Origin of the sequence: Microvirga calopogonii, assembly GCF_003347665.1 — a bacterium.
In the GTDB taxonomy this organism is placed as follows: Bacteria; Pseudomonadota; Alphaproteobacteria; order Rhizobiales; family Beijerinckiaceae; genus Microvirga; species Microvirga calopogonii.
The window spans coordinates 138,987-164,238 of sequence record NZ_QDGA01000003.1 but is presented as its reverse complement, the minus strand read 5'-3'; the positions used below and the strand labels follow the sequence as shown (position 1 = coordinate 164,238).

The 25,252-nt window shown below is 65.1% G+C and carries 23 protein-coding genes; 10 read left to right on the top strand and 13 right to left on the bottom strand.

What is annotated here, in order from left to right:
- Positions 1-146 precede the first annotated feature (146 nt).
- The 4 genes from glyA to DDF70_RS05100 all read right to left on the bottom strand — a co-directional run bounded on the left by glyA (position 147) and on the right by DDF70_RS05100 (position 4,832).
- A complete protein-coding gene (gene glyA, locus DDF70_RS05115) occupies positions 147-1,451 on the bottom strand; it encodes a serine hydroxymethyltransferase (protein ID WP_114943784.1) in 1,305 nt (434 codons plus the stop codon).
- Positions 1,452-1,804: 353 nt separating this feature from the next.
- The gene (locus DDF70_RS05110) at positions 1,805-3,061 is read right to left on the bottom strand and encodes a L,D-transpeptidase family protein (protein ID WP_114943783.1); all 1,257 of its coding nucleotides are present in this window, start codon (positions 3,059-3,061) and stop codon (positions 1,805-1,807) included.
- 257 nt (positions 3,062-3,318) lie between these two features.
- Positions 3,319-3,780 carry a DUF6163 family protein gene (locus tag DDF70_RS05105; RefSeq protein ID WP_114943782.1) on the bottom strand — a complete coding sequence of 154 codons (462 nt, stop codon included), beginning with the start codon at positions 3,778-3,780 and terminating at the stop codon, positions 3,319-3,321.
- On the bottom strand, positions 3,780-4,832 hold the full coding sequence (locus DDF70_RS05100; protein ID WP_114943781.1) for an enoyl-CoA hydratase/isomerase family protein: 1,053 nt from the start codon (positions 4,830-4,832) through the stop codon (positions 3,780-3,782). Before DDF70_RS05100 ends, DDF70_RS05105 begins: the two co-directional genes overlap by 1 nt.
- A 279-nt stretch (positions 4,833-5,111) precedes the next feature.
- Here DDF70_RS05100 and hemB point away from each other — a divergent pair, with 279 nt between their 5' ends.
- From hemB to wrbA, 6 genes are all read left to right on the top strand, one after another.
- Entirely contained in the window at positions 5,112-6,155 is a 1,044-nt protein-coding gene (gene hemB, locus DDF70_RS05095; protein WP_114943780.1) for a porphobilinogen synthase, read from the top strand.
- 253 nt (positions 6,156-6,408) lie between these two features.
- Entirely contained in the window at positions 6,409-7,773 is a 1,365-nt protein-coding gene (locus tag DDF70_RS05090) for a branched-chain amino acid ABC transporter permease (protein ID WP_162820223.1), read from the top strand.
- A 29-nt stretch (positions 7,774-7,802) separates the two neighbouring features.
- The gene (locus tag DDF70_RS05085; RefSeq protein ID WP_114943778.1) at positions 7,803-9,044 is read left to right on the top strand and encodes a threonine ammonia-lyase; all 1,242 of its coding nucleotides are present in this window, start codon (positions 7,803-7,805) and stop codon (positions 9,042-9,044) included.
- Between the two features lie 10 nt (positions 9,045-9,054).
- Positions 9,055-9,537, top strand: coding sequence for an RDD family protein (locus tag DDF70_RS05080; RefSeq protein ID WP_114943777.1), 483 nt, complete (start codon positions 9,055-9,057; stop codon positions 9,535-9,537).
- Positions 9,538-9,844: 307 nt separating this feature from the next.
- On the top strand, positions 9,845-10,591 hold the full coding sequence (locus DDF70_RS05075; protein ID WP_114943776.1) for an arginyltransferase: 747 nt from the start codon (positions 9,845-9,847) through the stop codon (positions 10,589-10,591).
- 257 nt (positions 10,592-10,848) lie between these two features.
- On the top strand, positions 10,849-11,529 hold the full coding sequence (wrbA, locus tag DDF70_RS05070; protein WP_114943894.1) for an NAD(P)H:quinone oxidoreductase: 681 nt from the start codon (positions 10,849-10,851) through the stop codon (positions 11,527-11,529).
- Between the two features lie 9 nt (positions 11,530-11,538).
- On the opposite strand, the gene DDF70_RS05065 is transcribed toward wrbA, so the two are convergent.
- The 3 genes from DDF70_RS05065 to recO all read right to left on the bottom strand — a co-directional run bounded on the left by DDF70_RS05065 (position 11,539) and on the right by recO (position 15,199).
- Positions 11,539-12,150: a glutathione S-transferase family protein gene (locus tag DDF70_RS05065; protein ID WP_114943775.1), complete on the bottom strand. Its 612-nt coding sequence runs from the start codon at positions 12,148-12,150 to the stop codon at positions 11,539-11,541.
- 3 nt (positions 12,151-12,153) lie between these two features.
- Positions 12,154-14,400, bottom strand: a complete 2,247-nt coding sequence (parC, locus tag DDF70_RS05060) for a DNA topoisomerase IV subunit A (protein ID WP_114943774.1) — start codon at positions 14,398-14,400, stop codon at positions 12,154-12,156.
- A 67-nt stretch (positions 14,401-14,467) separates the two neighbouring features.
- Positions 14,468-15,199, bottom strand: a complete 732-nt coding sequence (gene recO / locus DDF70_RS05055; protein ID WP_114943773.1) for a DNA repair protein RecO — start codon at positions 15,197-15,199, stop codon at positions 14,468-14,470.
- Positions 15,200-15,397: 198 nt separating this feature from the next.
- On the opposite strand from recO, the gene DDF70_RS37835 reads away from it, so the two are divergent.
- Positions 15,398-17,233 carry an OmpA family protein gene (locus DDF70_RS37835; RefSeq protein ID WP_245435371.1) on the top strand — a complete coding sequence of 612 codons (1,836 nt, stop codon included), beginning with the start codon at positions 15,398-15,400 and terminating at the stop codon, positions 17,231-17,233.
- A gap of 59 nt (positions 17,234-17,292) precedes the next feature.
- Here the strand turns inward: DDF70_RS37835 and DDF70_RS05040 are convergent, their stop codons facing one another.
- The 6 genes from DDF70_RS05040 to DDF70_RS05015 all read right to left on the bottom strand — a co-directional run bounded on the left by DDF70_RS05040 (position 17,293) and on the right by DDF70_RS05015 (position 23,003).
- Positions 17,293-19,068 (bottom strand): adenylate/guanylate cyclase domain-containing protein, encoded by a 1,776-nt coding sequence (locus DDF70_RS05040; RefSeq protein ID WP_114943770.1) that lies wholly within the window; start codon positions 19,066-19,068, stop codon positions 17,293-17,295.
- A 186-nt stretch (positions 19,069-19,254) separates the two neighbouring features.
- Positions 19,255-20,169, bottom strand: coding sequence for a GTPase Era (gene era / locus DDF70_RS05035; RefSeq protein ID WP_114943769.1), 915 nt, complete (start codon positions 20,167-20,169; stop codon positions 19,255-19,257).
- Positions 20,156-20,866, bottom strand: a complete 711-nt coding sequence (rnc, locus tag DDF70_RS05030) for a ribonuclease III (protein WP_114943768.1) — start codon at positions 20,864-20,866, stop codon at positions 20,156-20,158. Before rnc ends, era begins: the two co-directional genes overlap by 14 nt.
- A gap of 3 nt (positions 20,867-20,869) precedes the next feature.
- A complete protein-coding gene (gene lepB, locus DDF70_RS05025) occupies positions 20,870-21,808 on the bottom strand; it encodes a signal peptidase I (protein ID WP_170316033.1) in 939 nt (312 codons plus the stop codon).
- 41 nt (positions 21,809-21,849) lie between these two features.
- The gene (gene acpS, locus DDF70_RS05020; protein ID WP_114943767.1) at positions 21,850-22,248 is read right to left on the bottom strand and encodes a holo-ACP synthase; all 399 of its coding nucleotides are present in this window, start codon (positions 22,246-22,248) and stop codon (positions 21,850-21,852) included.
- Positions 22,245-23,003, bottom strand: coding sequence for a pyridoxine 5'-phosphate synthase (locus DDF70_RS05015; protein ID WP_114943766.1), 759 nt, complete (start codon positions 23,001-23,003; stop codon positions 22,245-22,247). The genes acpS and DDF70_RS05015 overlap by 4 nt, the downstream gene beginning before the upstream one ends.
- Before the next feature lie 345 nt (positions 23,004-23,348).
- Between DDF70_RS05015 and rpsF the strand changes: the two genes are divergently transcribed.
- The 3 genes from rpsF (at position 23,349) to DDF70_RS05000 (ending at position 25,229) form a co-directional block, all read left to right on the top strand.
- The gene (rpsF, locus tag DDF70_RS05010; protein WP_114943765.1) at positions 23,349-23,750 is read left to right on the top strand and encodes a 30S ribosomal protein S6; all 402 of its coding nucleotides are present in this window, start codon (positions 23,349-23,351) and stop codon (positions 23,748-23,750) included.
- A 2-nt stretch (positions 23,751-23,752) separates the two neighbouring features.
- Entirely contained in the window at positions 23,753-24,013 is a 261-nt protein-coding gene (rpsR, locus tag DDF70_RS05005) for a 30S ribosomal protein S18 (protein ID WP_036353512.1), read from the top strand.
- A gap of 253 nt (positions 24,014-24,266) precedes the next feature.
- A complete protein-coding gene (locus DDF70_RS05000) occupies positions 24,267-25,229 on the top strand; it encodes a DUF2232 domain-containing protein (protein ID WP_114943764.1) in 963 nt (320 codons plus the stop codon).
- Positions 25,230-25,252 lie beyond the last annotated feature (23 nt).

Sequence of the window (25,252 nt, the reverse complement as noted above, 5' to 3'; positions counted from 1 at the left end):
GTGGGCCACTCTTCGCCGTCATGGCCGGGCCTGTCCCGGCCATCCCGATGGAGTGAAGCGCCGTACCTCTCCTTATCGAGATCACCGGCACAAGGCCGGTGATGACGAACAAGGGCAGTATCGGGCCGCACTCCGACCGCTCGCTATCACGCGTAAATCGGGAAGCGGCGGGTCAGCTCGTGGACGCGGTGCTTGACCGATTCCTCGACCGCCGCGTTCGCTTCGTCGCCATGCTTCGCAAGACCGTCAAGGGTCTCGACGATCAGCTCGCCCACTCGCTTGAACTCGGCCACGCCGAAGCCGCGCGAGGTGGCTGCGGGGGTTCCGAGGCGGATGCCGGAGGTAACCATCGGCTTTTCCGGGTCGAAGGGAACGCCGTTCTTGTTGCAGGTGATGTGGGCGCGGCCGAGGGCGGCTTCCGCGGCCTTGCCGGTGAGCTTCTTCGGGCGCAGGTCCACCAGCATCAGGTGGTTGTCCGTGCCGCCGGCCACGATGGCGTAGCCGTTCGCCAGCATGGTGTCGGCGAGCACTTTGGCGTTCTCGACCACCGAGCGGGCATAGAGCTTGAACTCGGGGCGCAGCGCCTCGCCGAACGCGACCGCCTTCGCCGCGATCACGTGCATGAGCGGGCCGCCCTGGAGGCCGGGGAAGATCGCGGAATTGACCTTCTTGGCGATGTCCTCCTCGTTGGTGAGGATCATGCCGCCGCGCGGGCCGCGCAGGGTCTTGTGGGTGGTGGTCGTAACCACATGGGCGTGCGGGAACGGCGACGGATGCGCGCCGCCCGCCACCAGACCGGCGAAATGCGCGATGTCGACCATGAAGAAGGCCCCGACTTCGTCGGCGATCTCGCGGAAGCGGGCGAAGTCCCAGAAGCGGGAATAGGCCGAGCCACCGGCGACGATCACCTTCGGCTTGTGGGTGCGGGCCAGTTCCGCAACCTCGTCCATGTCGATGATCTGGTCGCTCTCGCGAACCTTGTAGCTCACCACGTTGAACCACTTGCCGGACATGTTGACCGGGGAGCCGTGGGTCAGGTGGCCGCCGCAGGCGAGGTCGAGGCCCATGAAGGTGTCGCCGGGCTTCATCAGCGCCATGAACACGGCCTGGTTGGCCTGGGAACCCGAATTGGCCTGGACGTTGGCGAACTTGCAGTCGAACAGGCGCTTGGCGCGCTCGATGGCCAGTTCCTCGGCCATGTCGACGAACTGGCAGCCGCCATAATAGCGGCGGCCCGGATAGCCTTCCGCGTACTTGTTGGTCATCACCGAGCCCTGCGCCTCGAGGACCGCACGGGACACGATGTTCTCGGAGGCGATCAGCTCGATCTCGTCGCGCTGGCGGCCGAGTTCGAGCCCGATGGCACGGGCGATCTCGGGATCGCTATCGGCAAGGCTCGCCGAGAAAAAGCTGTTGGAGAGATGGCTACGTGCCGCTTCACTCGCGCTCATGGGATACCTCGCCTTCCTGTGAGCCCGGCTGGAACCGGCCGCTCGATCCGAATTGCCCAGGCCTTTAACATGGCTGGCTCAAGGGAGCCAACCTGTTCTGGAGAGATGTCCGTGCGGGTTTGGAAATGCAACGGGTGGTCGGAGCGCCCCATCACGTCATCACCGGCCTCGTGCCGGTGATCTCGAACCGAAGAGCGCCGCGCTTCACCCTATCGGGATGGCCGGCACAAGGCCGGCCATGACGTTGAGGGAACACCTATCCCGCCCGGCCGCGGGAAGGAAACAGGTCCCACAAACGAAATCACCGGCGCGAGGCCGGTGATGACGTGTCGGTCTGAAACTCTCCGAGAACCTCAGTTCTGCAGGAACATCTCTTCGTCCGGCTCGGTCGGGGTGCGGCTGGCGACCGGGATCGCGTTGCCGAGGCCGTCCTTGTTGTAGATGTCGTCGCGGAACTGGACGAGGCCGTCCGGGGTCGCCCAGGCGGTCATGTAGATCCAGTGGATCGGAACGGGCTGCGACAGGCGGGCGTCGATGCGCTCGCCGGACTTGAAGGCAGCGTCGATCTGCTCGCGGCTCCAGCCGGGCGTGTCCTTCAGCAGGAATTCGATGTAGTCGCGCACGTTCTGCACGCGGATGCAGCCCGAGGACACGAAGCGGAAATCGTCGCCGAAGATGCCCTTGGAGGGCGTGTCGTGCATGTAGACGCCGTGCGGGTTCGGGATGTTGATGCGCACGAAGCCCATGGAGTTGAGCTCGCCGCCCGGATCCTGGCGGAAGCGGTAGCGGGTCGCCTCGTCCGAGAACCAGTTCACCTGCGAGGGCGAAAGCTCGGTGTTGCCGTTGAAGATGCGGATCTTGTTGTCCGTCAGGTAGTTCGGCTCCTTCTGCATCTTCGGGATCAGGTCCTTCTTGATGATCGAAGCGGGCACGGTCCAGAACGGGTTGAAGTTGACCTCGACCACCTTGGTGTTCAGGAGCGGCGACTGACGGTCGATCTTGCCGACGCCGGCGGCGTGGCGGGTATGGACGACACCGCCCTCCACCGTCTCGACCAGGGCGGCCGGGATGTTGGCGACCACGTACCGGTTGGGCAGGCCGCCGGCCACCAGGGTGCGCAGGCGGGAGACGTTGATCTCGAGCTGGCGGATGCGGACATCCACGGGCACGTTCATGGCGGCGACCGTCGGGGCCGTCATGGTGCCGGTGGAGCTGATGCCGTGGCGGGCCTGGAAGCGGCGCACGCCGGCCTCGACGTAGGAATCGTAGATCGGCGATTCGCCGGCGGCCTGGTCGAGATCGCCGGTGATGATGAGGCGCTGGCGCAGGGCGACGACCGCCGGGCTCTTGGAGCCGACGCGCAGGCCCTGGACGCCCTGGACGGGCTGCCAGCCGCCGCGAGCCGCGATGTTGCGGTAATACTCGATCATCTGCTCGGTCGCGGCCAGGGATTCCTGCGACATCATGGGGGTCGAGGTGCGCTGAACGCGGGTGCGGGACACCGCCTCGTAGTTCTGCGACCACTCGGCCTGGGTCTGAGCCAGGGCAACGGTGGCAGGCGTGAAGATCAGGGCGAGCGATCCGGTCAGGAGGGTACGGCGAGACAACATGAGCGCAGGCTCTTCCCGGTTAGAAGTGGTCGACATGAGGACGGCGGACGAGCGCCCGCGTATGCCCCCGTTCCCAGCATAAGTGCCGGGATAGGATTAAAGAACGGTATCGAAAACGAGGAACATCGGGGCCGTTTTATGGCAAACCGGCCTGCCCGATCGTTCCGGGGTCTCTGAACCGCCTTCAGGGCACATGTAACTTTGAACTGTGCTCTTGAGGATACACTTCTGCGTGAGCGCGGCTCCCCGACGCCCGGTCAGCGATTCTCCTGCGCGGCCAGCCAGGAGATCCCGAGATAGACGGCGATCAGGGTCAGGAAGAACGCCACCGTCATGACGCCGCCGGAAACGATACCCGGGAAGAAGGCCGCGAGAATCAGGTGGCTCATGATGGCGAGCAGCCACATGACCCCGCCCCAGGTGCTGGCCATCCAGAGGCCGACGGCCGCGATCAGGTCGATCAGGGCGAAATAGATGATCGTGGCCTGGTAGCCCGTCGAGCGCCCTTCGAACTGCCCGACCGGGGTCCAGATGCCGAGAATCACCGCCCAGGCGCTCAGGCCCTTCATGATCCAAAGGATCGCCAGGACCCGCATGAACCAGGTGAGCACAAAGCTCCAGCGCATGATGGAGGTGGGGACGGGGCGCTCCTCGATGCGGTCCGAGAGGTATTCACGGGCCGCCTGGGCGGACGTGCTTTGATTGCCGTTACGGAACATCAGGCGACCTCCAGTTCACGCTCGCCCAGGCTGGCGAAATGCCGTTCGATGTCGGCCCTCTCCACCGCGTCCAGGGAGGTAGGCTGCCAGTCGGGTTGGTTGTCCTTGTCGATCAGCACCGCGCGCACGCCCTCGTGGAAGTCGTGACCTTCGCCGATGCGGGAGACGATGCGGAACTCGGTCCTCATGGCCTCCTCGAAATCCAGCGACGCCCCCCGGCGCACCTGCTCGAAGGCGAGGCACATGCTCGTCGGCGACTTCGTCCGCATGCCCGCGGCGGTCTTCGCGGCGAAATCGGAGCCCCTCCGGGCGGCGGCGTCGAGGCGTGCCAGGATGTCGGTCACGCTGTCGGCCGAGAAGCAGGAATCGATGAGGTCCCGCTGGTCCTCCAGCGGCGCCTGGCCGGGATCGGCCGCGACCTGCGCAAGCGCCGCTTCGACGGAATCGCCGCCGATCAGCGCCTCGCGCAGGCCCTCAATGTTGCCGCTCGGCACCGCATGGGTCGCAAGCCCCAGCATCATCGCGTCGGCGCGCTTCACCCGCTCGCCCGTGAGCGCGAGATACATGCCGGTCTGCCCCGGAAGGCGCGGGAGCGCATAGGTCGCGCCCACATCGGGGAAGAAGCCGATGCCGACCTCGGGCATGGCGAAGAGGTAGCGGTCGCCGGCCACCCGGCAGGTGCCGTGCAGAGATACGCCGACGCCGCCGCCCATGACGATGCCGTCGATCAGGGAGATGTACGGCTTGGGATAGCGCTTGATCCGGATGTTGAGCTGGTATTCCTCGCGCCAGAAGGCGAGCGCCTCCTCGCGGCGCCCCGCCTTCAGGTCTTCCGTGAGCTGCCGGATGTCGCCGCCGGCGCAGAAGGCCTTCTCGCCCGCCCCCTGGACGACGACGCGTGTCACGGCGGGATCCTGCGCCCAGGAATCGAGAGCCCGGCGCATCTCGCGCACCATGGAAAGGGTCAGGGCGTTGAGCGCCTTGGGACGGTTGAGCGTGATGAGGCCTGCCTCGCCCTGCTTCTCGCAGAGGACTTCAACGCTCTCGTCCATGGAACACTCCTTCGTTTCAGTCCGGCTTAAAACAAGGCGCCGCCCGGCCGTCAATGGACACGATGTGATTGGCGGCCCAACGCCTCTCCCACGTCACGGCCGGCCTGTCCCGGCCATGACGTGGGAATGACACCGAGGCCCACAATGCATGGCTGGGTTGAGGGCAATTTCACACGGATGGGGCCGAACTGCGACGTCGAACCCTTTTTTAGAGCAATTTAAATGTGCTAACCCTCTGGTCCTTCGCCGGCGCATCGAAGCCGGCCCCGTGTGAGGATCATGTCGAAACTGTCGCCGTTCCCCCGCCGCTCCCCGGATGAAGCTCCCGCCTCCTCCCTGAACCTATCCCACCGCCTGCGACGCAACCGCAAGGCCGAGTGGTCGCGGCGGCTGGTGCAGGAGAACGTGCTGACGGTGAACGACCTGATCTGGCCGATCTTCGTCGTCGAGGGCGCCAGCGGCCGTACGCCGGTGGCTTCCATGCCAGGCGTCGATCGCCTGACCATCGGTGAGGCCGTACGCGAGGCCGAGCGGGCGGCATCGCTCGACATCCCGGCCATCGCGCTGTTTCCCTATACGGATCCTGCCTTGCGCGACCCGACCGGATCCGAGTCCCTCAACAGCCGCAACCTGGTCTGCCGCGCCGCGCGCGACATCAAGAAGGCCGTGCCGAATATCGGCATCGTCTGCGACGTGGCGCTCGACCCCTATACCAGCCATGGCCATGACGGCGTGATGGACGGCGAGCGCATCCTCAACGACGAGACAGTCGCCCTCCTCGTGCGTCAGGCCGTGCTCCAGGCCGAGGCCGGCGCCGACATCATCGCCCCATCGGACATGATGGACGGACGTGTGGCCGCCATCCGCGAAGGGCTCGACGCGGCCGGTTTCCTGGATGTGCAGATCATGGCCTACGCGGCCAAGTACGCGTCTGCCTTCTACGGCCCGTTCCGGGATGCCATCGGCACCAGCGCCACGCTGATCGGCGACAAGCGCACCTACCAGATGGATCCGGCCAATTCCGACGAGGCCATGCGCGAGGTCGCCCTCGATCTGGAGGAAGGCGCCGACATGATCATGGTCAAGCCCGGCATGCCCTATCTCGACATCGTCCGCCGGGTGAAGGAGACCTTCGCGGTTCCGACCTTCGCCTACCAAGTCTCCGGCGAGTATGCCATGATCCAGGCCGCGGCCGGGAACGGCTGGATCGACGGGGAGCGGGCGATGATGGAAAGCCTTCTGGCTTTCAAGCGTGCAGGCGCGGACGGCATCCTCACCTATTTCGCCCCGAAGGTCGCAGAAAAGCTGAAGAACCGGGGCTGACCATTATTGATAGCGTTGCCTACCACGTCATCACCGGCCTCGTGCCGGTGATCCCGATTCGAAAGTTGCCTTCGGTGTCATTCCCGGCCGGAGCGTCAGCGGAGGGGAAGGGAATCCATAGCTCAGCGCTGAATTGTGGGTCCCCTTCCCTCGCTTCGCTCGCCGGGGATGACAGCGGAACATGTTTCTCGGCGCGGCGCTTCAACCACAAGGGATGGCTGAGGTCGTCCCGACCATGACAAAGGAGAGCTTCTTGTCCGGGCCTTTCATGGGCCACCTCCTGAAGCTCGTACGGTTCGCCGCGCTCCTCTTCAGCCTCTGCCTCCTCACCGCCTGCGGCCTCACCATCGATGCGGACCAGGCGCGGGTCTGCCGCTCAGCCCTTCCGGCTCTCAACCCCGGCGCGACAATCACTGTCGAACACATCCAGACTGGACCCGTGCCGAGGAGTCTCCGGGTCGAGTATCTGGCGGAGTACCCGGACCGCCCGATCCTCCAGCGCTTCGCGATCTGCCAGTTCATGGCCGAGGGGCTTTCTCCCAACAAGGCTGAACTCGAGGGCCTCGCGACCGAGGAAGGCCCGCTCTCCGGCGCCAGCCTCTACCTGCTCAAGCGCTATTATCTCGAAACGCCGGAGGGAATGGCGGGGGATCCGGGAAGCCGCCCGTCCGCCAACGCGCTCCAAATCCCCGAAAGTCTCGCCTATTGGCTCCAGCAGATTCTGGTGAGCCTGCCGAGGACGGCGATCTACGCCCTGCTCTCCGTCGCCTATGCGCTGGTCTTCGGCCTGACCGGGCGAATCAACCTGGCATTCGGGGAACTCGCGGCCGTGGGCTCGGCGGCGACCGTCGCAGGAGCCTCGATCCTGTTGGCCTACGGCACGAATTCGCCCGTTCTGGGTCTCGCCGCCGGTCTGACGGCGGCCCTCTTCGCGGGGGCGCTCCACAGCGCCGTGGGGGGCTACTTCACCATCGGACGCATTGCCGGCCCCAGTTCCCAGCCGAGCCTGATTGCGACGGTCGGCATGGGCATTTTCCTGATGGAATACCTGCGCCTCGTGCAAAGCCCCGTAACCGTCTGGCTGCCCCCGATCTGGTCCGAGGCGTGGCCCCTCGCCCGCGCGGAGGACTTTCTCGTCAGCCTCACGCCGATCACCATCATCACGGCGGGAATCGGTCTCGTGGCGGCGCTCGGGCTCCTGTGGCTCGTTCAGGCCACGGGATTCGGACGCGCCTGGCGGGCCTATGCGGACGACGCTCAAGCGGCGGCGCTCATGGGTGTCGACGGCCTGCGCCTCCTCGTCCAGACACTTGCGCTGGCCGGCGCCATGGCCGGGCTGTCGGGCATGCTGATCGTGGCGCAATACGGCGGCTTGGGGTTCGCCGGAGGTTTTCAGTACGGCCTCAAGGCGCTGATCGCCGCCGTCATCGGGGGCATTGGCTCGATCCCGGGAGCGATGTTAGGAGGTTTCGCCGTGGGCCTATTCGAGACGCTCTGGTCGGCGTATCTCCCCATCGAGATGCGCGACATGGCGCTTTACGTGGCCCTTGTCGTTTTCCTGATCTTCCGGCCCGGCGGCCTGCTGGGCTTCAGGGACCCGACGCCAAGAGCCGTTTGACGGCGTATAATAGGATTTTGGAGGACGACGTGGCCGATTACGCCATTACCATCGAGGACGTGAAGCGCGCGGCGGATACCATCCGGGGCCAGGTCCTGCGCACGCCGCTCGTGCCGGCCCCCCGCCTGTCGCAGCTCACCGGCGCCACCGTCTTCGTCAAGCACGAGAACATGCAGCCGACCGGCTCGTTCAAGGAGCGCGGCGCCACCACCAAGCTCGAAAGTCTCACGGAGGCCGAGCGCAAACGCGGCGTCATCGCCATGTCGGCCGGCAACCATGCCCAGGCGGTAGCCTATCATGCGCGCCGCCTCGGCATACCGGCGACCATCGTGATGCCGGAAGGCACGCCCCTGGTGAAGGCGGAGAATACCCGCTCCTACGGCGCGCGGGTGATCCTCGAGGGCGAGACGCTCTACGAATCCGCCGCCCGGGCCCGCGAAATCGCCGACCAGGAGGGGCTCGTCTTCGTCCACCCCTACGACGATCCAAGGATCATGGCCGGCCAGGGCACCATCGCGCTCGAAATGCTGGCCGATGCTCCCGACCTCGACCAGATCGTCGTGCCCATCGGCGGCGGCGGGCTGATCTCCGGCATCGCCATCGCGGCGAAGGCCCTGAAGCCAGCCGTCGAGATCGTCGGCGTCGAAGCGGCCCTCTACCCGTCCTTCCGCAACGCCATCCTGGGAGAGAACCGTCCCATCGGGGGCGCCACGCTCGCGGAGGGCATTGCGGTCAAGACCGTGGGGCAACTGCCCCTGCCCATCGTCCGGGATCTCGTGCCCTGCATCATCCCGGTCGAGGAACCCCTGATCGAGCGCGCCGTCAATGCCTATGCCACCCTGCAGAGGACGATGGCGGAAGGCGCGGGCGCGGCCGGCCTCGCGGCCATGCTGGCGCAGCCGGAGCGCTTCAAAGGCAAACGGGTCGGCCTAGTGCTCTGCGGCGGAAACATCGACGCGCGCATCCTCGCCTCCGTGATGGTGCGCGAGCTGGAACGGGACGACAGGATCACGTCGTTCCGCATCACCTCGAACGACAGGCCGGGCCTTCTCGGCCGCGTGGCGAGCCTTCTCGGCAATCTCGGGGCCAACATCCTCGAGGTTTCCCACGGCCGCCTGTTCCTGGACGTGCCTGCGAAGGGCGTTTCCATCGACATCACTATCGAAACGCGGGATCGAGCACATACATTAGAGGTGTTCGAGGCCCTGGCAGCAGAGGGACTCGCACCGCAGCGGATCGAATCCCGCAGCCTGCCCGAGACCGCCTTCTGAGGAGTGACCGATGGTCAATCAACCTTATCCGCCGACCCTGAACTACCCGTCCTACACGCCGGACACCCGGCTGACGGAGGGCGTTATCTCGCGGCGCTTCTGGGCTTATCTGATCGATCTGGTCGTGATCGCCCTCTGGGTCGTGCTGATCTCCATCGGGATCTTCTTCCTCGGCATCATCACGCTCGGGCTCGGCTGGGGCCTGTTCTTCGCCCTTCCGCTCACGGCCCTGATCTTCATCGTCTACAACGCCGTCACCATCGGCGGCGCCTCCCAGGCGACGGTCGGCATGCGCTACATGGGCCTGCGCGTGATCGATCCGAGCACGGGACGGGGCCCTGGGCCGCTCGCCGCGGCCGTGCACGCGCTGTTCTTCTACGTGGCGATCTCGACCTTCCTGCTCTGGGCCTGCGACGTGTTCGTCGGCTTAGTCCGCGACGACCGCCGCTTCATCCGCGACCTGCTCACCGGCATGATGGTGGTGAGGGGGTAGTCGTTCGGCCTCTAGCGATGACGCGCGAGCCCGCTCATGTCACGGCCATTCTTATGTCGGGAGACGGGGATGACACCCACCACGTCATCACCGGCCTCGTGCCGGTGATCCCGATTGCAAAGCTGCGGCGCTTCACGGAAGCGGGATGGCCGGCACAAGGCCGGCCATGACGTGGTGGGTGTCAATTCCGCACTGCTCGAAAACAAACCTCTGTGACATCCGCTCACTTTTCCTGGACGTCCCGGACACCAATGTTATCCTTGAGCGTTGACGTAGCGCTCAAGGTTTCTCCACGAGGCTTTCACGATTGACGAGCCAGCCCCGCGACGCCCCGCAATTCTACCTCACCTCCCCGTCCGCGTGCCCTTATCTGCCGGGCAAGGAGGAGCGAAAGGTCTTCACGCACATCGTGGGACGGCGCGGCCGGGAACTGAATGAGATCCTCACGCAGGGCGGCTTCCGCCGGTCTCAGACGATCGCTTACCGGCCCGCCTGCGATGCGTGCCGCGCCTGCGTGTCCGTCCGCGTGCTCGTGAACGAGTTCGAGCCCTCCGGCAACCTGAGACGGGTCCTGAAGGACAATGCCGACCTGATTGGCACCCCGCTGCCGAACCGTCCCACCTCGGAGCAGTACTCGCTCTTCCGCCGCTATGTCGACACGCGCCATGCCGACGGCGGCATGGCCGACATGACCGTGCTCGACTTTTCCATGATGGTCGAGGACAGCCATGTCGACACGAAGATGATCGAATATCGCCGGCGCGGGATCGACAGCGGCATCACGGGCAAAGGATCGGGTGACCTGATTGCCGTGAGCCTCACCGACGAGATGAGCGACGGCCTTTCCATGGTCTATTCGTTCTACGAACCGGAGATGCTGGACCGCAGCCTCGGCACCTTCATGATCCTCGACCATATCCGCCGCGCGAAGGCGATGGGCCTGCCCTATCTCTATCTCGGCTACTGGGTCGAGGGCTCGAAGAAGATGGGCTACAAGGCCCGATTCAAGCCGCAGGAGCGCTTGCTCGCCCATGGCTGGGCGCGGGTGGATTGAGTTCGCGGCGCTGCTGCAGGTGGGCTCAGAACTCCTGTTGATCAATCCATGACCTCATCCTGAGGAGCAGCCGTTAGGCTGCGTCTCGAAGGAGGATCCAGTGGGCACTGGAAACGCCCTCGTCCTTCGAGACGGTCGCTGCGCGACCTCCTCAGGATGAGGGCTCAGATATGTGCCAGTTTCTAACTGAACCTATAGGAACAACCCGCCCCGTCCCTTGTTCGTTCGTAACTCCCGCGCGAACAAAGGTGACCGACATGGCCAAGATCCTGGTCCTCTACTATTCATCCTACGGCCATATCGAGACGATGGCTCAGGCCGTCGCGGAGGGCGCCCGCTCGGTCGAAGGAGCCGAGGTCGTCGTCAAGCGCGTGCCGGAACTGGTGCCGGAGGAGATCGCGCGCAAGTCGGGCATGAAGATCGACCAGGATGCGCCTGTCGCGAACCCGAACGAACTCGCCGATTACGACGCCATCATCTTCGGCACGCCGACCCGGTACGGCAACATGGCCGCGCAGATGCGCAACTTCCTCGACCAGACCGGCGGTCTGTGGGTGAAGGGTGCGCTCGTCGGCAAGGTCGGCAGCGTGTTCGCCTCCACGGCGACGCAGCACGGCGGGCAGGAGACAACGATCACATCGTTCCATACCACGCTGCTGCACCACGGCATGATCATCGTCGGACTGCCCTATTCCTATCCGGGCCAGACCAAGATGGATGAAGTGTCGGGTGGCACGCCGTACGGCGCCACGACGCTCGCCGGCGGTGACGGCTCGCGCCAGCCGAGCGAAAACGAGTTGGGAGGCGCACGATTCCAGGGGCGGCACGTGGCGGAAATCGCAACCCGCCTCGAACGCGGCGCGGGAGAGCGCGGCCCGGTTCCACCGGACATGGACAACCCGACCGAGACGACGGGCGGAACGGCGGGGCAGGCGTGAGAGACTGACTCAACCCAGAAGCGCATAAGGATGGGCCCAGCCGGGCACGGCGCGGATCCGGTCGAGCCACGCGCTCACATGCTTCCAGTGTCCGTAATTGATTCCTGTCTGCTCAGGCCAGAACAGATATCCGCAGCAGGCGATGTCGGCGATGGAGATGCTCGAACCGAGCAGAAACCTGCCGGTGTTCCGAAACTCTTCGTCGAGCCGGTCGAGATCGGCCCGAGCGCGGCCCTCCAGCCAAGCGACGAGTTCGGGAGTGCTATCGGCCCTGAAATGTCTGACGAGCCGAAGGTTGGAGATGGAAAAGCCGATCCGATTTGCCTCCCAGAAGAGCCATTCGACCGTTCGGTCCGGGTCGCATTCGCCACGCAGCTGCCCTGTGGTGCGTGCGAGGTGCATGAGGATGGCGTTGGATTGGACGATGGGCTCGCCATTCGTCACGAGAACCGGGACCTCGCCATAACGGCTGACCTCCCGAAAATCGGGAGGCCTGTTGCTGCGATCGATCGTGAGATCGACCGGCCGGTACTCGTGCTCCAGCCCGAGAAGCGTGAGAGCCAGTTTCACCTTGTAGGAATGACCTGACTCCCTGTTTCCATAAAGCACGAGCTTCGACACCGATTACTCCCCGAACTTGTTCGACTTCGGGAAGCCCTTCGGCGGCAGGCGGCCGGCTTCGGTGCGGTCGCCCATCCAGTCGCGGAGGTCTTCCTTGGCGACCGTCCAGGTGCGGCCGGAGGTGTCCTTCCAGGTCAGGCCCTCCTTCAGGGTGAAGACCTTCGCGTCGGAGACGCCGCCGTCCTTGTAGCGCTGGAGGCGCACGCCCTTGCCGCGGGTCATCTCCGGCACCTGCTTGGCGGGGAAGATGAGGAGCTTGCGGTTCTCGCCGATGATTGCCACGTGGTCGCCCTCGGCCTCGGTGCAGACCACCATCTTGGCCGGAGCGTCGAGGTTGAGGATCTGCTTGCCCTTGCGGGTGTTCGCCGTGATCTCGTCCGTGGGCACCACGAAGCCGCGCCCGTCGGTCGCGACCACGAGCAGCTTCGAGCCCGCCCGGTAGGGGAAGGCCGAGATGAAGTCGGCGCCCTCCTCCAGGTCGACCATGAGGCGGATCGGATCGCCGAAGCCGCGCCCGCCGGGAAGCTTCGAGGCGTCGAGCGTGAAGAAGCGGCCGTTATCCGCCACCACGACGATCTTGGACGTGGTCTCGGCGAAGAACGCGGTTTTCAGCTCATCGTCGCCCTTGAACTGTACGCCCGAGAGATCGGCCTGATGGCCCTTCATGGCGCGGATCCAGCCCTTCTCGGACACGATGACCGTGATCGGCTCGCGCTCGATCATGGCTTCCGCGAAATCGATGTCGGAGGTGTCGGGAGCCTCGGCGAAGGACGTGCGGCGCTTGCCCAGCGGTGTATCCGGTCCGAAGGTCTTGCGGACCTCCTTGATCTCGCCCGCGATGGTCTTCCACTGCACCTTCTCGGAGCCGAGAAGCTCCTCGATCTTGGCCTTCTCGTCCTGCAGGTTCTTCTGCTCGCGCTTGAGCTCCATCTCCTCGAGCTTGCGAAGCGAGCGCAGGCGAGTGTCGAGGATGGCGTTCGCCTGGACCTCGGTGAGCTTGAAGACGCGCATCAGCTCCGCCTTCGGCTCGTCCTCCTCGCGGATGATTTTGATCACCCGGTCGAGATCGAGATAGACGATGAGCAGGCCGCCCAGGATCTCCAAGCGCCGATCGATGGCCGCCAGACGGAAGCCCGAGCGGCGGATCAGGACCTCGCGACGATGGTCGAGCCATTCGCGCAGGCATTCCGCAAGGCTCAGCACCTTCGGCACCTTGCCGCGGGAAAGCACGTTCACGTTCATGGGAATGCGGCTCTCCAGCTCAGTGAGCTTGAAGAGCGATTCCATCAGGATGATCGGATCGACCGTTTTCGCGCGCGGCTCCAGAACGACGCGGATGTCCTCGGCGGATTCATCGCGCACGTCCGCGAGTAGCGGCAGCTTCTTTTCCTGCAGAAGCTCGGCGATCTTCTCGATCAGGCGGGACTTCGGCACCGAATAGGGAATTTCGGTGACGACGATCTGCCAGTTGCCGCGTCCGAGGTCCTCCTTGGTCCAGCGGGCGCGCACGCGGAACGAGCCGCGGCCCGTCCGGTACGTCTCGGCCATCGCGGTCGGCGTGTCGACGATGATGCCGCCGGTCGGCAGATCCGGGCCCGGCACGAACTGCATCAGCTGTTCGGAGGTCGCGTTCGGCTTCGAGATGAGATGCAGCGCCGCGTCGCAGAGTTCGGCGGCGTTGTGCGGCGGGATCGACGTCGCCATGCCGACCGCGATGCCCTGCGAGCCGTTGGCGAGCAGGTTCGGGAAGGCCGCCGGCAGCACCACCGGCTCCTCGTTGGTCTGGTCGTAGGTCTCACGGAAATCGACCGCGTCCTCGTCGATTCCTTCGAGCAGCAGACGCGCCACTTCCGTCAGCTTGGCTTCGGTGTAGCGCATGGCGGCCGCGTTATCGCCGTCGATATTGCCGAAATTGCCCTGCCCGTCCGCCAGCGGATAGCGCTGGGCGAAGTCCTGCGCCATGCGCACGAGGGCATCGTAGATCGACTGGTCGCCGTGCGGGTGGAACTGACCCATCACGTCGCCGACGATGCGGGCGCATTTCTTGGGCGCCGACTTGGGGTCGAGGCGCAGAAGGCGCATGGCGTGCAGGATGCGGCGGTGGACGGGCTTCAGGCCGTCCCGCGCGTCCGGAAGCGCCCGGTGCATGATGGTCGAGAGCGCATAGGCGAGATAGCGCTCCTCCAGGGCGTCCTTGAGATTGATGTTCTCGATCTCGCCCCCTGACGGCGGATTGACCGGCTTACCCATTACTCGAAATCCTCAATTGCGAATCGCTTCTTTATCACTTCGAAAGAGAACATAACAGAAACAAACCTCAATCGTCCCCAGCCGTCGCCAGTGCGACGAAACGCGCCCGCTCCTCCGGGGCCCGGCGCCCGTGCGGCTCGAAGACGTTCTGATGCAGGAAGAAATCCGTGAGGGCAAATCCGGCCCGGATCTCCTCCTCGCCCGGCCGGTTGGACCGGGACTGGCCGATCAGGAAACCCGGCAGCTTCAGGAGCCTGTCCTTATAGGGCTCCCCGGCCTCCACGCTGACAGCCCTCCCGCTCCTCGGGGACACATAGGCGAGGTTCCGCTCGGAGCCGGTCGCCGCGCATGAGGAGAGGTCCAGGCCGAAGCCGAGCTCGGTAAGCATGGCCAGTTCGAAGCGCACGAAGAGCGGCGGCGCGAGATCGGGATCGTCCAGGTGATCCAACAGCACGGTCATGGTTTCGTAGAGGGCGAAATGCGGATCCCGCTCGGGAAAGTAGCGCATCAGGTGAGCCAGGGTGGCGAGACCGTACAGGGCCATGGAGGAGCCCATGAGCCGCGCGGCGCGCAAATTCAGTCCCTCGACCTGATAGGTCCCGAGATGATCGTCGAGCCTTGCCCGCCAGGTGGCTTGCACGGTATTGCCCGGCTGGAGCACGGCCTGGAGGCTCTTCGAGCGGCCGCCATGGACAAGGCCGAGATGCCGGCCGTGCGCGCGGGTCATCAGCTCGAGGACGACGCCCGTTTCTCCGTGTTTGCGGACGCCGAGAACGACGCCTTCATCAGTCCATTGCATCCGCGCGGCTGCCTTCGGCGAGAGTGCTTCCTGAAGTCCTGATGTAAGCATTCAGGCCGCATTCATCCATGTTTTTCAACGATATCCGTGAACTTCTAAAATTCTGTTTCAGAAGCGGAATCCTGCCTTTCTTCGGAACCAAACCTGCAGCGTGTCATTGTCGATGACTGTACTCTGCCAATTGTTGAATTGAGGATCATGAAGCTTTCCCGTCTGTTTCTTGCGAGTACCGCCCTTCCTCTCATGCTGCTGCCGGTCCATGTCTCGGCGCTCCCATCGGAACCCGCAAAACCGCTCGTGCTGGCCCAGGCCGGCCCCGACACCGATGAAGAGCTGCCGCCCGGCGCGCGCCAGAGGCGGCAGGGACCGGATGGTGAGCGCGGCGGACGCCCCGGCCAGGAACGCCGGCAAGGCGGACCGGACCAGGGAGGCCCCGGCGCCTCCGAGGAACGCGGCCAGCGGCCGCCCCGCGGCGCAGGCCCAGGCGGCCAGCGTCCCGAGGAAGGTCCGGGTGGCCAGCGCCCCCGTCGCGAGCCGGGTCAGCCGGGCGGCCAGCCTGCCGAGCGGCCGGCTCCGCCATCGGAAGCCGCTCCGCCCCGTCCCGCACAGCCACCGGCCGCGAGGCCCCAACCGCCGGCTGAAGCGCCCGCACAGCCGCAACGCCCTGCCCCGCAGGAGCAACGCCAGCAGGCACCGGCTGAGCGTCCCCGGCAGCAGCCTCCGGCAGGCCAGCCGCGTCCGGCTGCGCCTCCCCCGGCCCCGCAACAGGCCGCACCTCCAGCTCCTGCTCCCCAGCAGCCGGCTCCCAACGCCGCGCCGCCGGTGGAACGTCAGCGCCCGGGCCGCTCCGACAACCCGGAGAACCCCGACCGAACACGCGGTCAGCGTCCGACGCAGGAACAGCCCAGCGCGCCCCCGGCGCCCCAACCTGCCCCGCCGGCACCAACCAGGGCACCGGCTCCGCCGCCGGCAGCTCCCGCGCCGGCTCCCGCCCCGGCACCCCGCGCCCAGCAGCCCGTGCCTCCTTCTCCCGGCGCCCCGGCTCAGCAGTCTCCTGGACGGCCCGGATTCCAGCAGGGCGCACCAAGCCGAGCCGAGCCCCTCGATCCATCGCAGGTCCGCATCGATGATCTGCGCAGCCAGCGTCGTGAACGGCGCGAAGGCGACCGGGTCATCATCGAGGAGCCCGGCAATCGCACGATCATCCGCGAGGGCAACCAGGTCATCATCCGCCACGATGAGACCGAGCGATTCCGCCAGACCTACCGCGATGCCGATATCCGTACCGAGCGTCGCGGCGCAGACGAGGAGGTCACCATCGTGCGCCGCCCCGACGGTTCCGAGATCGTGACCGTACGCGACCAGGACGGAAACCTGATCCGCCGCACGCGCCGCGAACCGGCCGGAAACGAGGTCGTGCTCATCGAGAACCGGCGCAGCGGGATCGAACGGCGCCCCGGCTACGGATACGTGGAAGAGGAAGTCATCCGCATGCCTCCTCCGACGGTTCGGATCCCCCGGGAGGAATACATCGTCGAGACAGAGCGCGCGTCGGAGGCCGATATCGTGCGAGCCTTCACGGCACCGCCGGTGGAGCGCATCGAAAGGGCCTATACCCTCGACGAGGTTCGCCGCAGCCAGCCGCTTCGAGAGCGCATGCGTCGCGTGGACGTCGATACGATCAACTTCGAGTTCGGCTCGTGGGAATTGCCCCCCGATCAGATCGATTCCCTCAGGGTCATTGCGGACGGATTGCGTCAGGCCATCTCCCGCAACCCGAACGAGATCTTCCTGGTGGAGGGTCATACGGATGCGGTCGGAGCGGACGAGGACAACCTGACCTTGTCCGACCGGCGAGCTGAAAGCGTCGCGACCATCCTGACGCAGCGCTTCCAGATTCCTGCCGAGAACCTCACCACGCAAGGGTACGGCGAGCAGTATCTGAAGGTGAACACCCAAGGGCCGGAGCGCGAGAACCGTCGCGTGACCATGCGCCGTATCACACCGCTGCTGCAGGGCCAGAACCAGCAGTAAAAACCCAGGGCCGGGAGGAGACGATCCTCCCGGTTCCTTTTTGGAGCATCGCGAAGACGTCACTCCGGGAGACCTGCCAGACGCAGGCCCTCCGCGAAGCGATCAAGAACTTCCTGGCTGAACGCCAGAGCCCCGCGAATGTCGGAGATCCGGATTTCGGGGTAGCCCTTCACCAATTCGCCGACGCTGTCCCGCGCCTTGTCGAGATCGCCAGCGAGAGCATAGGCAGGGGCGAGGGTCCGATGGATCCAGGCGGCCCTTGGCTTGGCCCTCAAGCCCTTTTCCTGCCACTGCGCCGCTTCATCGTACCGCTTTGCGATAAAGTGAGCGCACCCGATCCCGATATCGCAGTTGAACGCCATGGGATCGAAGGGGCTGATACGCAATGAGCGCTCGAAATGCCGGATGGCACCCTCGGGGTCGTCCTGATAGTTGCGCAACCAGCCGCCGCGGTTCCAAGCCCAAGCGGAGTTCGGGTCCAGCGCAAGGGCTCGCTCCAGCATCGATTGTGCACGCTGGTACTCTCTTGTGACCGTTAAAGCCGCGCCGAGCACCGTGAGAATGAACGGATCATCGCTGGCGATCGCTGCGGCAGCCTGTGCCAGCCGCAGGGTCTCACGCCTATCCTCCTGCACGTTCTTGGACCAGTTGTAGACGATACGCTGTCCTCGGCACCATGCAGCCAGCGAGAGGGCGAGCGGATAGGTCGGATCGAGCAGAAGCGCCTTGTCGACGAGCCGGGTCGCCTCCTTGTTGCCCTCGAACTCGAGCGACCAGACATAAGGCAGGGACCGCATGACGAGATCGTAAGCGTCGAGATTCTCAGGGCGTTTGTGCCTCGCCCGTTCGATCTCGGCCGCCCGAATGGAAGGCTGGATCGATCCGACGACACTGGTCGTGATCTGATCCTGCAGATCGAACACGTTCGCCATCACACCATCGTAATGCTCCGCCCACAGATGCATGCCGGTGACGGCATCGACCAATTGCGCGGTGATGCGGATCTTCTCGCCGGAGCGCCTGACGCTGCCTTCGAGAACATACCGTACACCCAGCTCACGCCCGATCTGCTGAACGCTCACGTTGCGTCCCTTGTAGGCAAAGGTGGAGTTGCGCGCGACGACGAAGAAGGACCGGAAGCGTGACAGTGCAGCGATGATGTCCTCGACGATGCCGTCCGCGAAATACTCCTGTTCAGGATCCTTGCCGAGGTTGACGAAGGGCAGGACCGCGATAGACGGCCTATCCAGCTGAGAGGCGGCGGATCGCGCGGCGATCGACGTCATCGATTGATCCATTCCTGCCAGAAGGCAGTAGACCCGGATGGGCCGCCCGATATTCTTGAAACGATGCTCGCCGTGATCCTCGAACTGATAAGGTAGCTTGTCCCGCACCTCCTCATGGACCTTTCCCGACAGGCAGATGCCGCCCGGCAACGACATCTTCTGCAGGCGCGAGGCGATGTTCACGCCATCGCCGAAAATATCCCCGTCCTCTTCGACGATGATGTCACCGAGGTTGATCCCGATCCGCAACTGGAGCGGCTTCAGGCTTTCCTCGGCTGACGCCTTGGCCACCACCTCCTGAAGCTCGACCGCGCAACGAACGGACTCGAGAGGGCTCGAAAACTCGCACAGGAATCCATCCCCGATAGTTTTCACCAGACGACCGTGATGAGAACGGATTCTGGGCTCTATGACCTGCCGCCGCAGATCCCTCAGCCTGCGCAGCGTGCCTTCCTCGTCTTTGGACATGAGATCAGAATAGCCCACCACGTCAGCGGCGAGGACAGCAGCAAGGCGTCTTTGTGCCGTCTGGTCGGAAGAGCTGCTCATGGCCTCTCCAGAACGTCGACATCGGCACTATTGGGCTACTTCGGGAAGGCTTATCCGGGCAACGGCCCGACCTTCATACAAACCTGTTATGATAAAGTTCGACGGCTGATCTGGTTGCGTCGGGACACCCCTCGAAACCGAGATAGATCAACGGTTTCCACGCGACCGGCGAGCCGACTGACGGGTCTAACCCCGCGGGAACTCCAGACCCATCTCGCGGTAGCGCTCCGGATCGTCGCTCCAGTTCTCGCGCACCTTCACGAAGATGAAGAGGTGCACGGGGCTTTCCGCGATCTCTGCGATCTCCTTGCGGGCGGCCTGGCCGATGGCCTTGATCGTCTGGCCGCCCTTGCCGAGCACGATCTTCCGCTGGCTGTCGCGCTCGACGAACACGGTCTGTTCAATGCGGACAGAGCCGTCGGGGCGCACCTGCCACTGGTCGGTCTCGACGGTGGACTGGTAGGGCAGCTCCTCGTGCAGGCGCTCGTAGATCTTCTCGCGGGTAATCTCGGCAGCCAGCATGCGCAGGGGCGCGTCGGAGATCTGGTCTTCCGGGTAGAGCCAGGGCCCTTCCGGCATCATCTCGGCGAGCTGACGCTTCAAGGTCTGGATGCCGTCGCCCTTCAGGGCCGAGATCATGAAGGTATGGGCGAAGGGCACCTTCTCGTTGAGCTTCGCGGACAGCTCCAGGAGTTTGGAGCGTTCGATCAGGTCGATCTTGTTGAGGATCAGCACCTTCGGGCGCTTCAGCTCGGGCAGCTTGTCGAGGATCGCTTCCGCCTCTTCGTCGATGCCTTTGCGGACGTCGAGGAGGAGCGCGATCACGTCCGCATCCCCTGCGCCGCCCCAGGCCGACGTGACCATGGCCCGGTCGAGGCGGCGCTTGGGCTTGAAGATGCCGGGCGTGTCGACAAAGACGATCTGCGCCTCGCCCTCGATGGCGATGCCGCGCACGAGGGCGCGGGTCGTCTGCACCTTGCGCGACACGATGGAGACCTTCGACCCGACGAGCGAGTTCAGGAGGGTCGATTTGCCCGCGTTCGGCGCGCCGATGAGAGCGACGAAACCGGCCTTCGTGTTGGTCTGCTCAGGCTGTTCCATGCTCTTCCTCCGTCCAGACGCCCTCTCTCATGAGAAGGCTTCGCGCCGCCGCCTGTTCCGCGATGCGCTTCGAAGTGCCGGAGCCGAACTCGCCCTCGGCACCGTTCACCTTGACCATGACCCGGAATTTCGGCGCATGGTCGGGCCCGGTCTGCTCCGCCACGGAATAGGTCGGGGGCGGGAGCCCCTGCCCCTGCGCCCATTCCTGCAGGGCGCTCTTGGGATCGCGCAAGGGGCGGCGGGGCGCCTCCAGCAGGGGCTGGAACGAGCGCTCGACGAGAGCGCTGGCCGCCTCGTAGCCGCCGTCCAGGAAGACGGCGCCGATGATCGCTTCGCAGACATCGGCCAGGATCGTCTGGTTGCGCCTCTCGCCTGAATGGGCTTCGCCCGCGCCGAGCTTGAGATAGGGCCCGACATCCCATGCGATGGCGATCTCGGCGCAGCTTTCGCGCCGCACGAGTTCCGCGAGGCGCCGGGAGAGTTCGCCCTCGGGTGCGCCGGGGAACTTCCTGTAGAGCAGTCCCGCGATGGCGAGGCCCAGCACCCGGTCACCCAGGAACTCCAGCCTCTGATAGCTCTGTCCGGCCGCCTGAGGGGCGCTGACATGGGTCAGCGCCTCGTCCAGGAGTTCGGGTCTCTCGAAGCGGTAACCGAGCTTACCCAGAAGCTCGTCAAGGTTCGGCCTGCGGCGTGCCACGGCTTACTGGATCCGTTCGAAGAGACGATTCCAGCGGATCTTCTGCGGCCATTCCCACGGACGCCACAGGGAGGCGCTCTCGTCGATGGAGAAGAAGATGATCTCGGCGCGGCCGACCAGGTTTTCAAACGGCACCTGCCCGACGCTCGCCTCGTCCCGCGAGTCGGTGGAGTTGTCGCGGTTGTCGCCCATCATGAAGAAGTGGCCCGGCTGCACCGTGTAGACGTTGGTGTTGTCCCAGTAGCCGCGGTCGCCGTCGCGCTCGATCACGAAATGCGAGACGCCGCCGGGCAGCGTCTCTTTGTATTGCGGCACGGAGATCGTGCGGCCGTAGAGGTCCGTGGTCTTGTAATCCTCGACGCGCTCGCGCTGGACCGGCTGGCCGTTGATGTGCAGCACGCCGCCGATCACCTGGATCTTGTCGCCCGGCAGGCCGATGACGCGCTTGATGTAGTCGGTCGAATTATCCTTCGGCAGCTTGAACACGGCGATCTCGCCCCGCTTCGGTTCCGAACCGAAGATGCGGCCGGAGAAAATGCCCGGGCTGAAGGGGATCGAGTGCTTGGAATAGCCGTAGGAATACTTGGAAACGAACAGGTAGTCGCCGATCAGCAGCGTCGGGATCAGGGATCCGGACGGAATGTTGAAGGGCTGGAAGAGCACGGTCCGCACGACGACCGCGATCAGGAGCGCCTGGACGATGACCTTGATGGTTTCCCAAAGGCCGCCTTCCTCGTTCTTCGCGCTGCTACCTACGTATTTGCTGCTTTTATCGCTCACGTCCGTCGACCTATGCTCTTGGACCGCGACGGCGAAGGCCGTCCTCATCCGGTGGCAAGTCGAGAGGGGTTTGCACTTAAGCCCCAAGGGCAAACCACTCTCGATGGATTTGTTCGTTCCGGGCCGCTCGTCGGGCGGCCGGAATCCGTCCTGATGCGGCATGCTCTAACCTAAGGCGCGTCGTGCCGCAACGCAGCCACCCCTCATACAGGCAGCGCCTCGATGATCACGAAGGCTTGAGCCAGGGGCGGATCGTCGGTCAGGGACACATGGACGACCGCCCTGTGTCCCGCCGGCGTCATGGCCTGCAGGCGCGCCAGGGCTCCCCCGGTCAGCCGCATGGTCGGGCGGCCGGTCGGTAGATTGACCACCTCCATGTCGCGCCAGAAGACGCCATGGCTCAACCCCGTTCCGAGGGCCTTGGCGCAGGCCTCCTTGGCGGCGAAGCGCCGGGCATAGGACGGAGCGCGGGCTGCCCGCCTGTCGCTTCGCGCCCGCTCGCCCTCCGTATAGATGCGGTGAGTGAACCGATCACCGAAGCGCTCGATCGATTTCTCGATGCGCCGGATGTCGCAGAGGTCTGAGCCGATGCCGATGATCACGCCGACACCTGTGCCCGGCCCTCGTCCATGGCAGCGCGCATCGCCCGGACTGCCTCATCGAGCCCGACGAAGATCGCCTCCCCGATCAGCGAATGGCCGATATTGAGCTCCATGATCTGCGGAATCGCCGCGACCGGACGCACCGAGTCGAGGGCAAGACCGTGACCCGCGTGGATTTCGAGGCCGATCGCGGCTCCGTGCTCGGCCGCTCGCTTCAGGCGTTCGAGCTCATGGGCGATTCTGGCCTGGTCCCCATCGGCGACCGCCTCGCAATAGGTCCCCGTATGGAGCTCGACCACGGGCGCCCGCAGGTCGCAGGCGGCATCCATGACGGCGATTTCCGGCTCGACGAACAGCGACACCCGGATGCCCTCGCTCTTCAATTCCTGGATCACCGGACGGAGATGGGCGTGAGCACCGATGATGTCGAGCCCCCCTTCCGTGGTGCGCTCCTCGCGCTTCTCGGGCACGAGGCAGGCGGCATGGGGATGGATCCGGGTGGCGAGCGCCACCATCTCGGAAGTCGCCGCCATCTCGAAATTGAGCGGCACGAACAGTTCCTGCTTGAGCCGCCACATATCCGCATCCCGGATATGCCGTCGGTCCTCCCGGAGATGCGCGGTAATCCCGTCCGCCCCGGCCAGAACGGCCAGATTCGCGGCCCGGACCGGATCGGGATGAATGCCGCCCCGCGCATTCCGCACGGTCGCGACGTGGTCGATATTGACGCCGAGGCGTAGAGGAGGAGCTGTCATAAGGGTGTTTTAGCCTAGAGCCTCCCGTTGGCTAGAGGCGCGAAATGGATCCGGACGTGCTTTCAACGGCAAATTGCCGCTCAGGGCTGTGCCATAGACTTCCCTTGCCTTCCTACGGCAAATCGACTATAGCCCCCGCTTCGCGTTCGCTCCGGCCGGGGGCTGAACGGACGGTGCGGCTTGCCGCACAGGGGTGTCATGCTCCGTCGTCCCGTGTCTCCGCCTTCGACAACCGCTCGGGCCTTGCAGGCTCGAAGGGCTTGGCGCCGATCGGACGCGCGAAACGGCCGGAACACTCGTCAAAACAGTGCACGGCTTGAACCTCAAACCTGAGAAAGGCCCACTATGCCTCTCTACGAGCATATCTTTTTGGCTCGCCAGGATGTCACCCCGCAGCAGGTCGAAGCAATGGTCGACCAGTACAAGGGCGTCATCGAGCAGAACGGCGGCAGCGTCGACAAGACCGAGATGTGGGGCGTCAAGTCCCTCGCCTACCGCATCAAGAAGAACCGCAAGGCGCATTTCACGATGTTCAACCTCAACGCTCCGGCCCCGGCCGTGGCCGAGATGGAGCGTCAGATGCGCATCAACGAAGACATCCTTCGCTTCATGACCATCAAGGTCGAAGAGCTCGAGACCGAGCCGTCCGTGATGATGCAGAAGCGCGACCGCGATGAGCGCAAGGACCGCGAGCGCCGTGAGCGCGATGGCGGCCCTGATGGCGGCAACGAAGGCGAGGAGGCTTAATCATGGCATTTGGTGCTACTGGTGGCGCTGCCGGCGGCGGTCGCCGTCCGTTCTTCCGCCGTCGCAAGACCTGCCCGTTCTCAGGTCCCAACGCTCCGAAGATCGACTACAAGGACACGAAGCTCCTGTCCCGCTACATCTCCGAGCGCGGCAAGATCGTTCCTTCGCGCATCACGGCCGTGTCGGCCAAGAAGCAGCGTGAGCTCGCCCAGGCGATCAAGCGCGCCCGCTTCCTGGGCCTCCTGCCCTACGTGATCCGCTAAGATCTGATCTGCCCGATTCAGGTCGGGCAGTCTCCTCGATAGCCATCCTCATCCTGAGGAGCCGCCACGGGCGGCGTCTCGAAGGTCGAGGATGGCGGTTCCGGCACTCTCTGGAGCCTCCTTCGAGACGCAGCCTCGCTGCTCCTCAGGATGAGGTGGAAAGTTTCCATTCATAGCCCAGCGGTGCAAATCCGCCGGGTCAGTTGGGGCACAGGCCCCTAACCCTGCCGACGAGCAGCGGGACAGCGAGACGATGAATTTTGTTGCAACAGGCATAGGCGCGGGCCTCGTATCGGCCCTTCTGACCGCGGTGATCGTCAAGGCGACCCCGCTCGCGGCCGTGTTGTATCTGCTTGCCCCCATCCCTGTTCTGATCGTTTCCCTCGGCTGGGACCACCGCTCAGGGCTCATCGCCGCCCTTGTCGGCGGCATCGCGATCGCCCTGATCCTGTCGCCTCTCAGCGGATTGGGCTTTGCCCTCATCACGGCCCTGCCCGCCTGGTGGCTGTCCTATCTCGCCCTGCTCGGACGTCCCGGCCCGGACGGCACGATGGAGTGGTATCCCGTCGGCCGGCTCCTGGCCTGGATTGCCGCAACGGCGGCGCTCACCATCATCGCCGCCGGGGTGATCTCGACGGGCGGCGACTACGCGGCCTTCGATCAGAACGCCCGCTCGGTCGCCGGGGCCTTCGTCGATACGCAGTTCGCCACCTCCGGAGCGGGCGCACTCGAACCGGAAACGCGTGAGGAACTGGTCGGCATCTTCGCGCGCCTGACACCCTTCCTCTCGGCCCAGGGCTTTGCCACCGTCCTGGCCCTCTATCTCTGGGCCGCCGCCCGCATCGTCCAGGCCTCAAAGCGCCTGCCGCGCCCCTGGGCTCCGGTGCCGGACCTCGTGATGCCCCGGTCCGTCGGTCTGATCCTGGTCGGCGCGCTCGTCGTCGCGAGCTTCGACGGCTTCATCGGCGCCCTCGGGATGGCCCTATCGGGTGCCTTCCTGATGGCTTTCGCCCTGCAGGGCCTCGCGGCCATCCACGATCGCACGCGGGGCAAGTCGGGCCGCTCGTTCATCCTGTCGGCACTGTACGTGCTGATCTTCGTCACCCAGGGCATCCTCATGGTCGCCCTGGCCCTGTTCGGCATTGCCGACACCGTCTTCGGTCTGCGCCGCCGCTTCGGCACGCGGCCGAATCCGCCTCCAACCCTTTCCACCTGATCACGAACCTAAAGGAGACAACC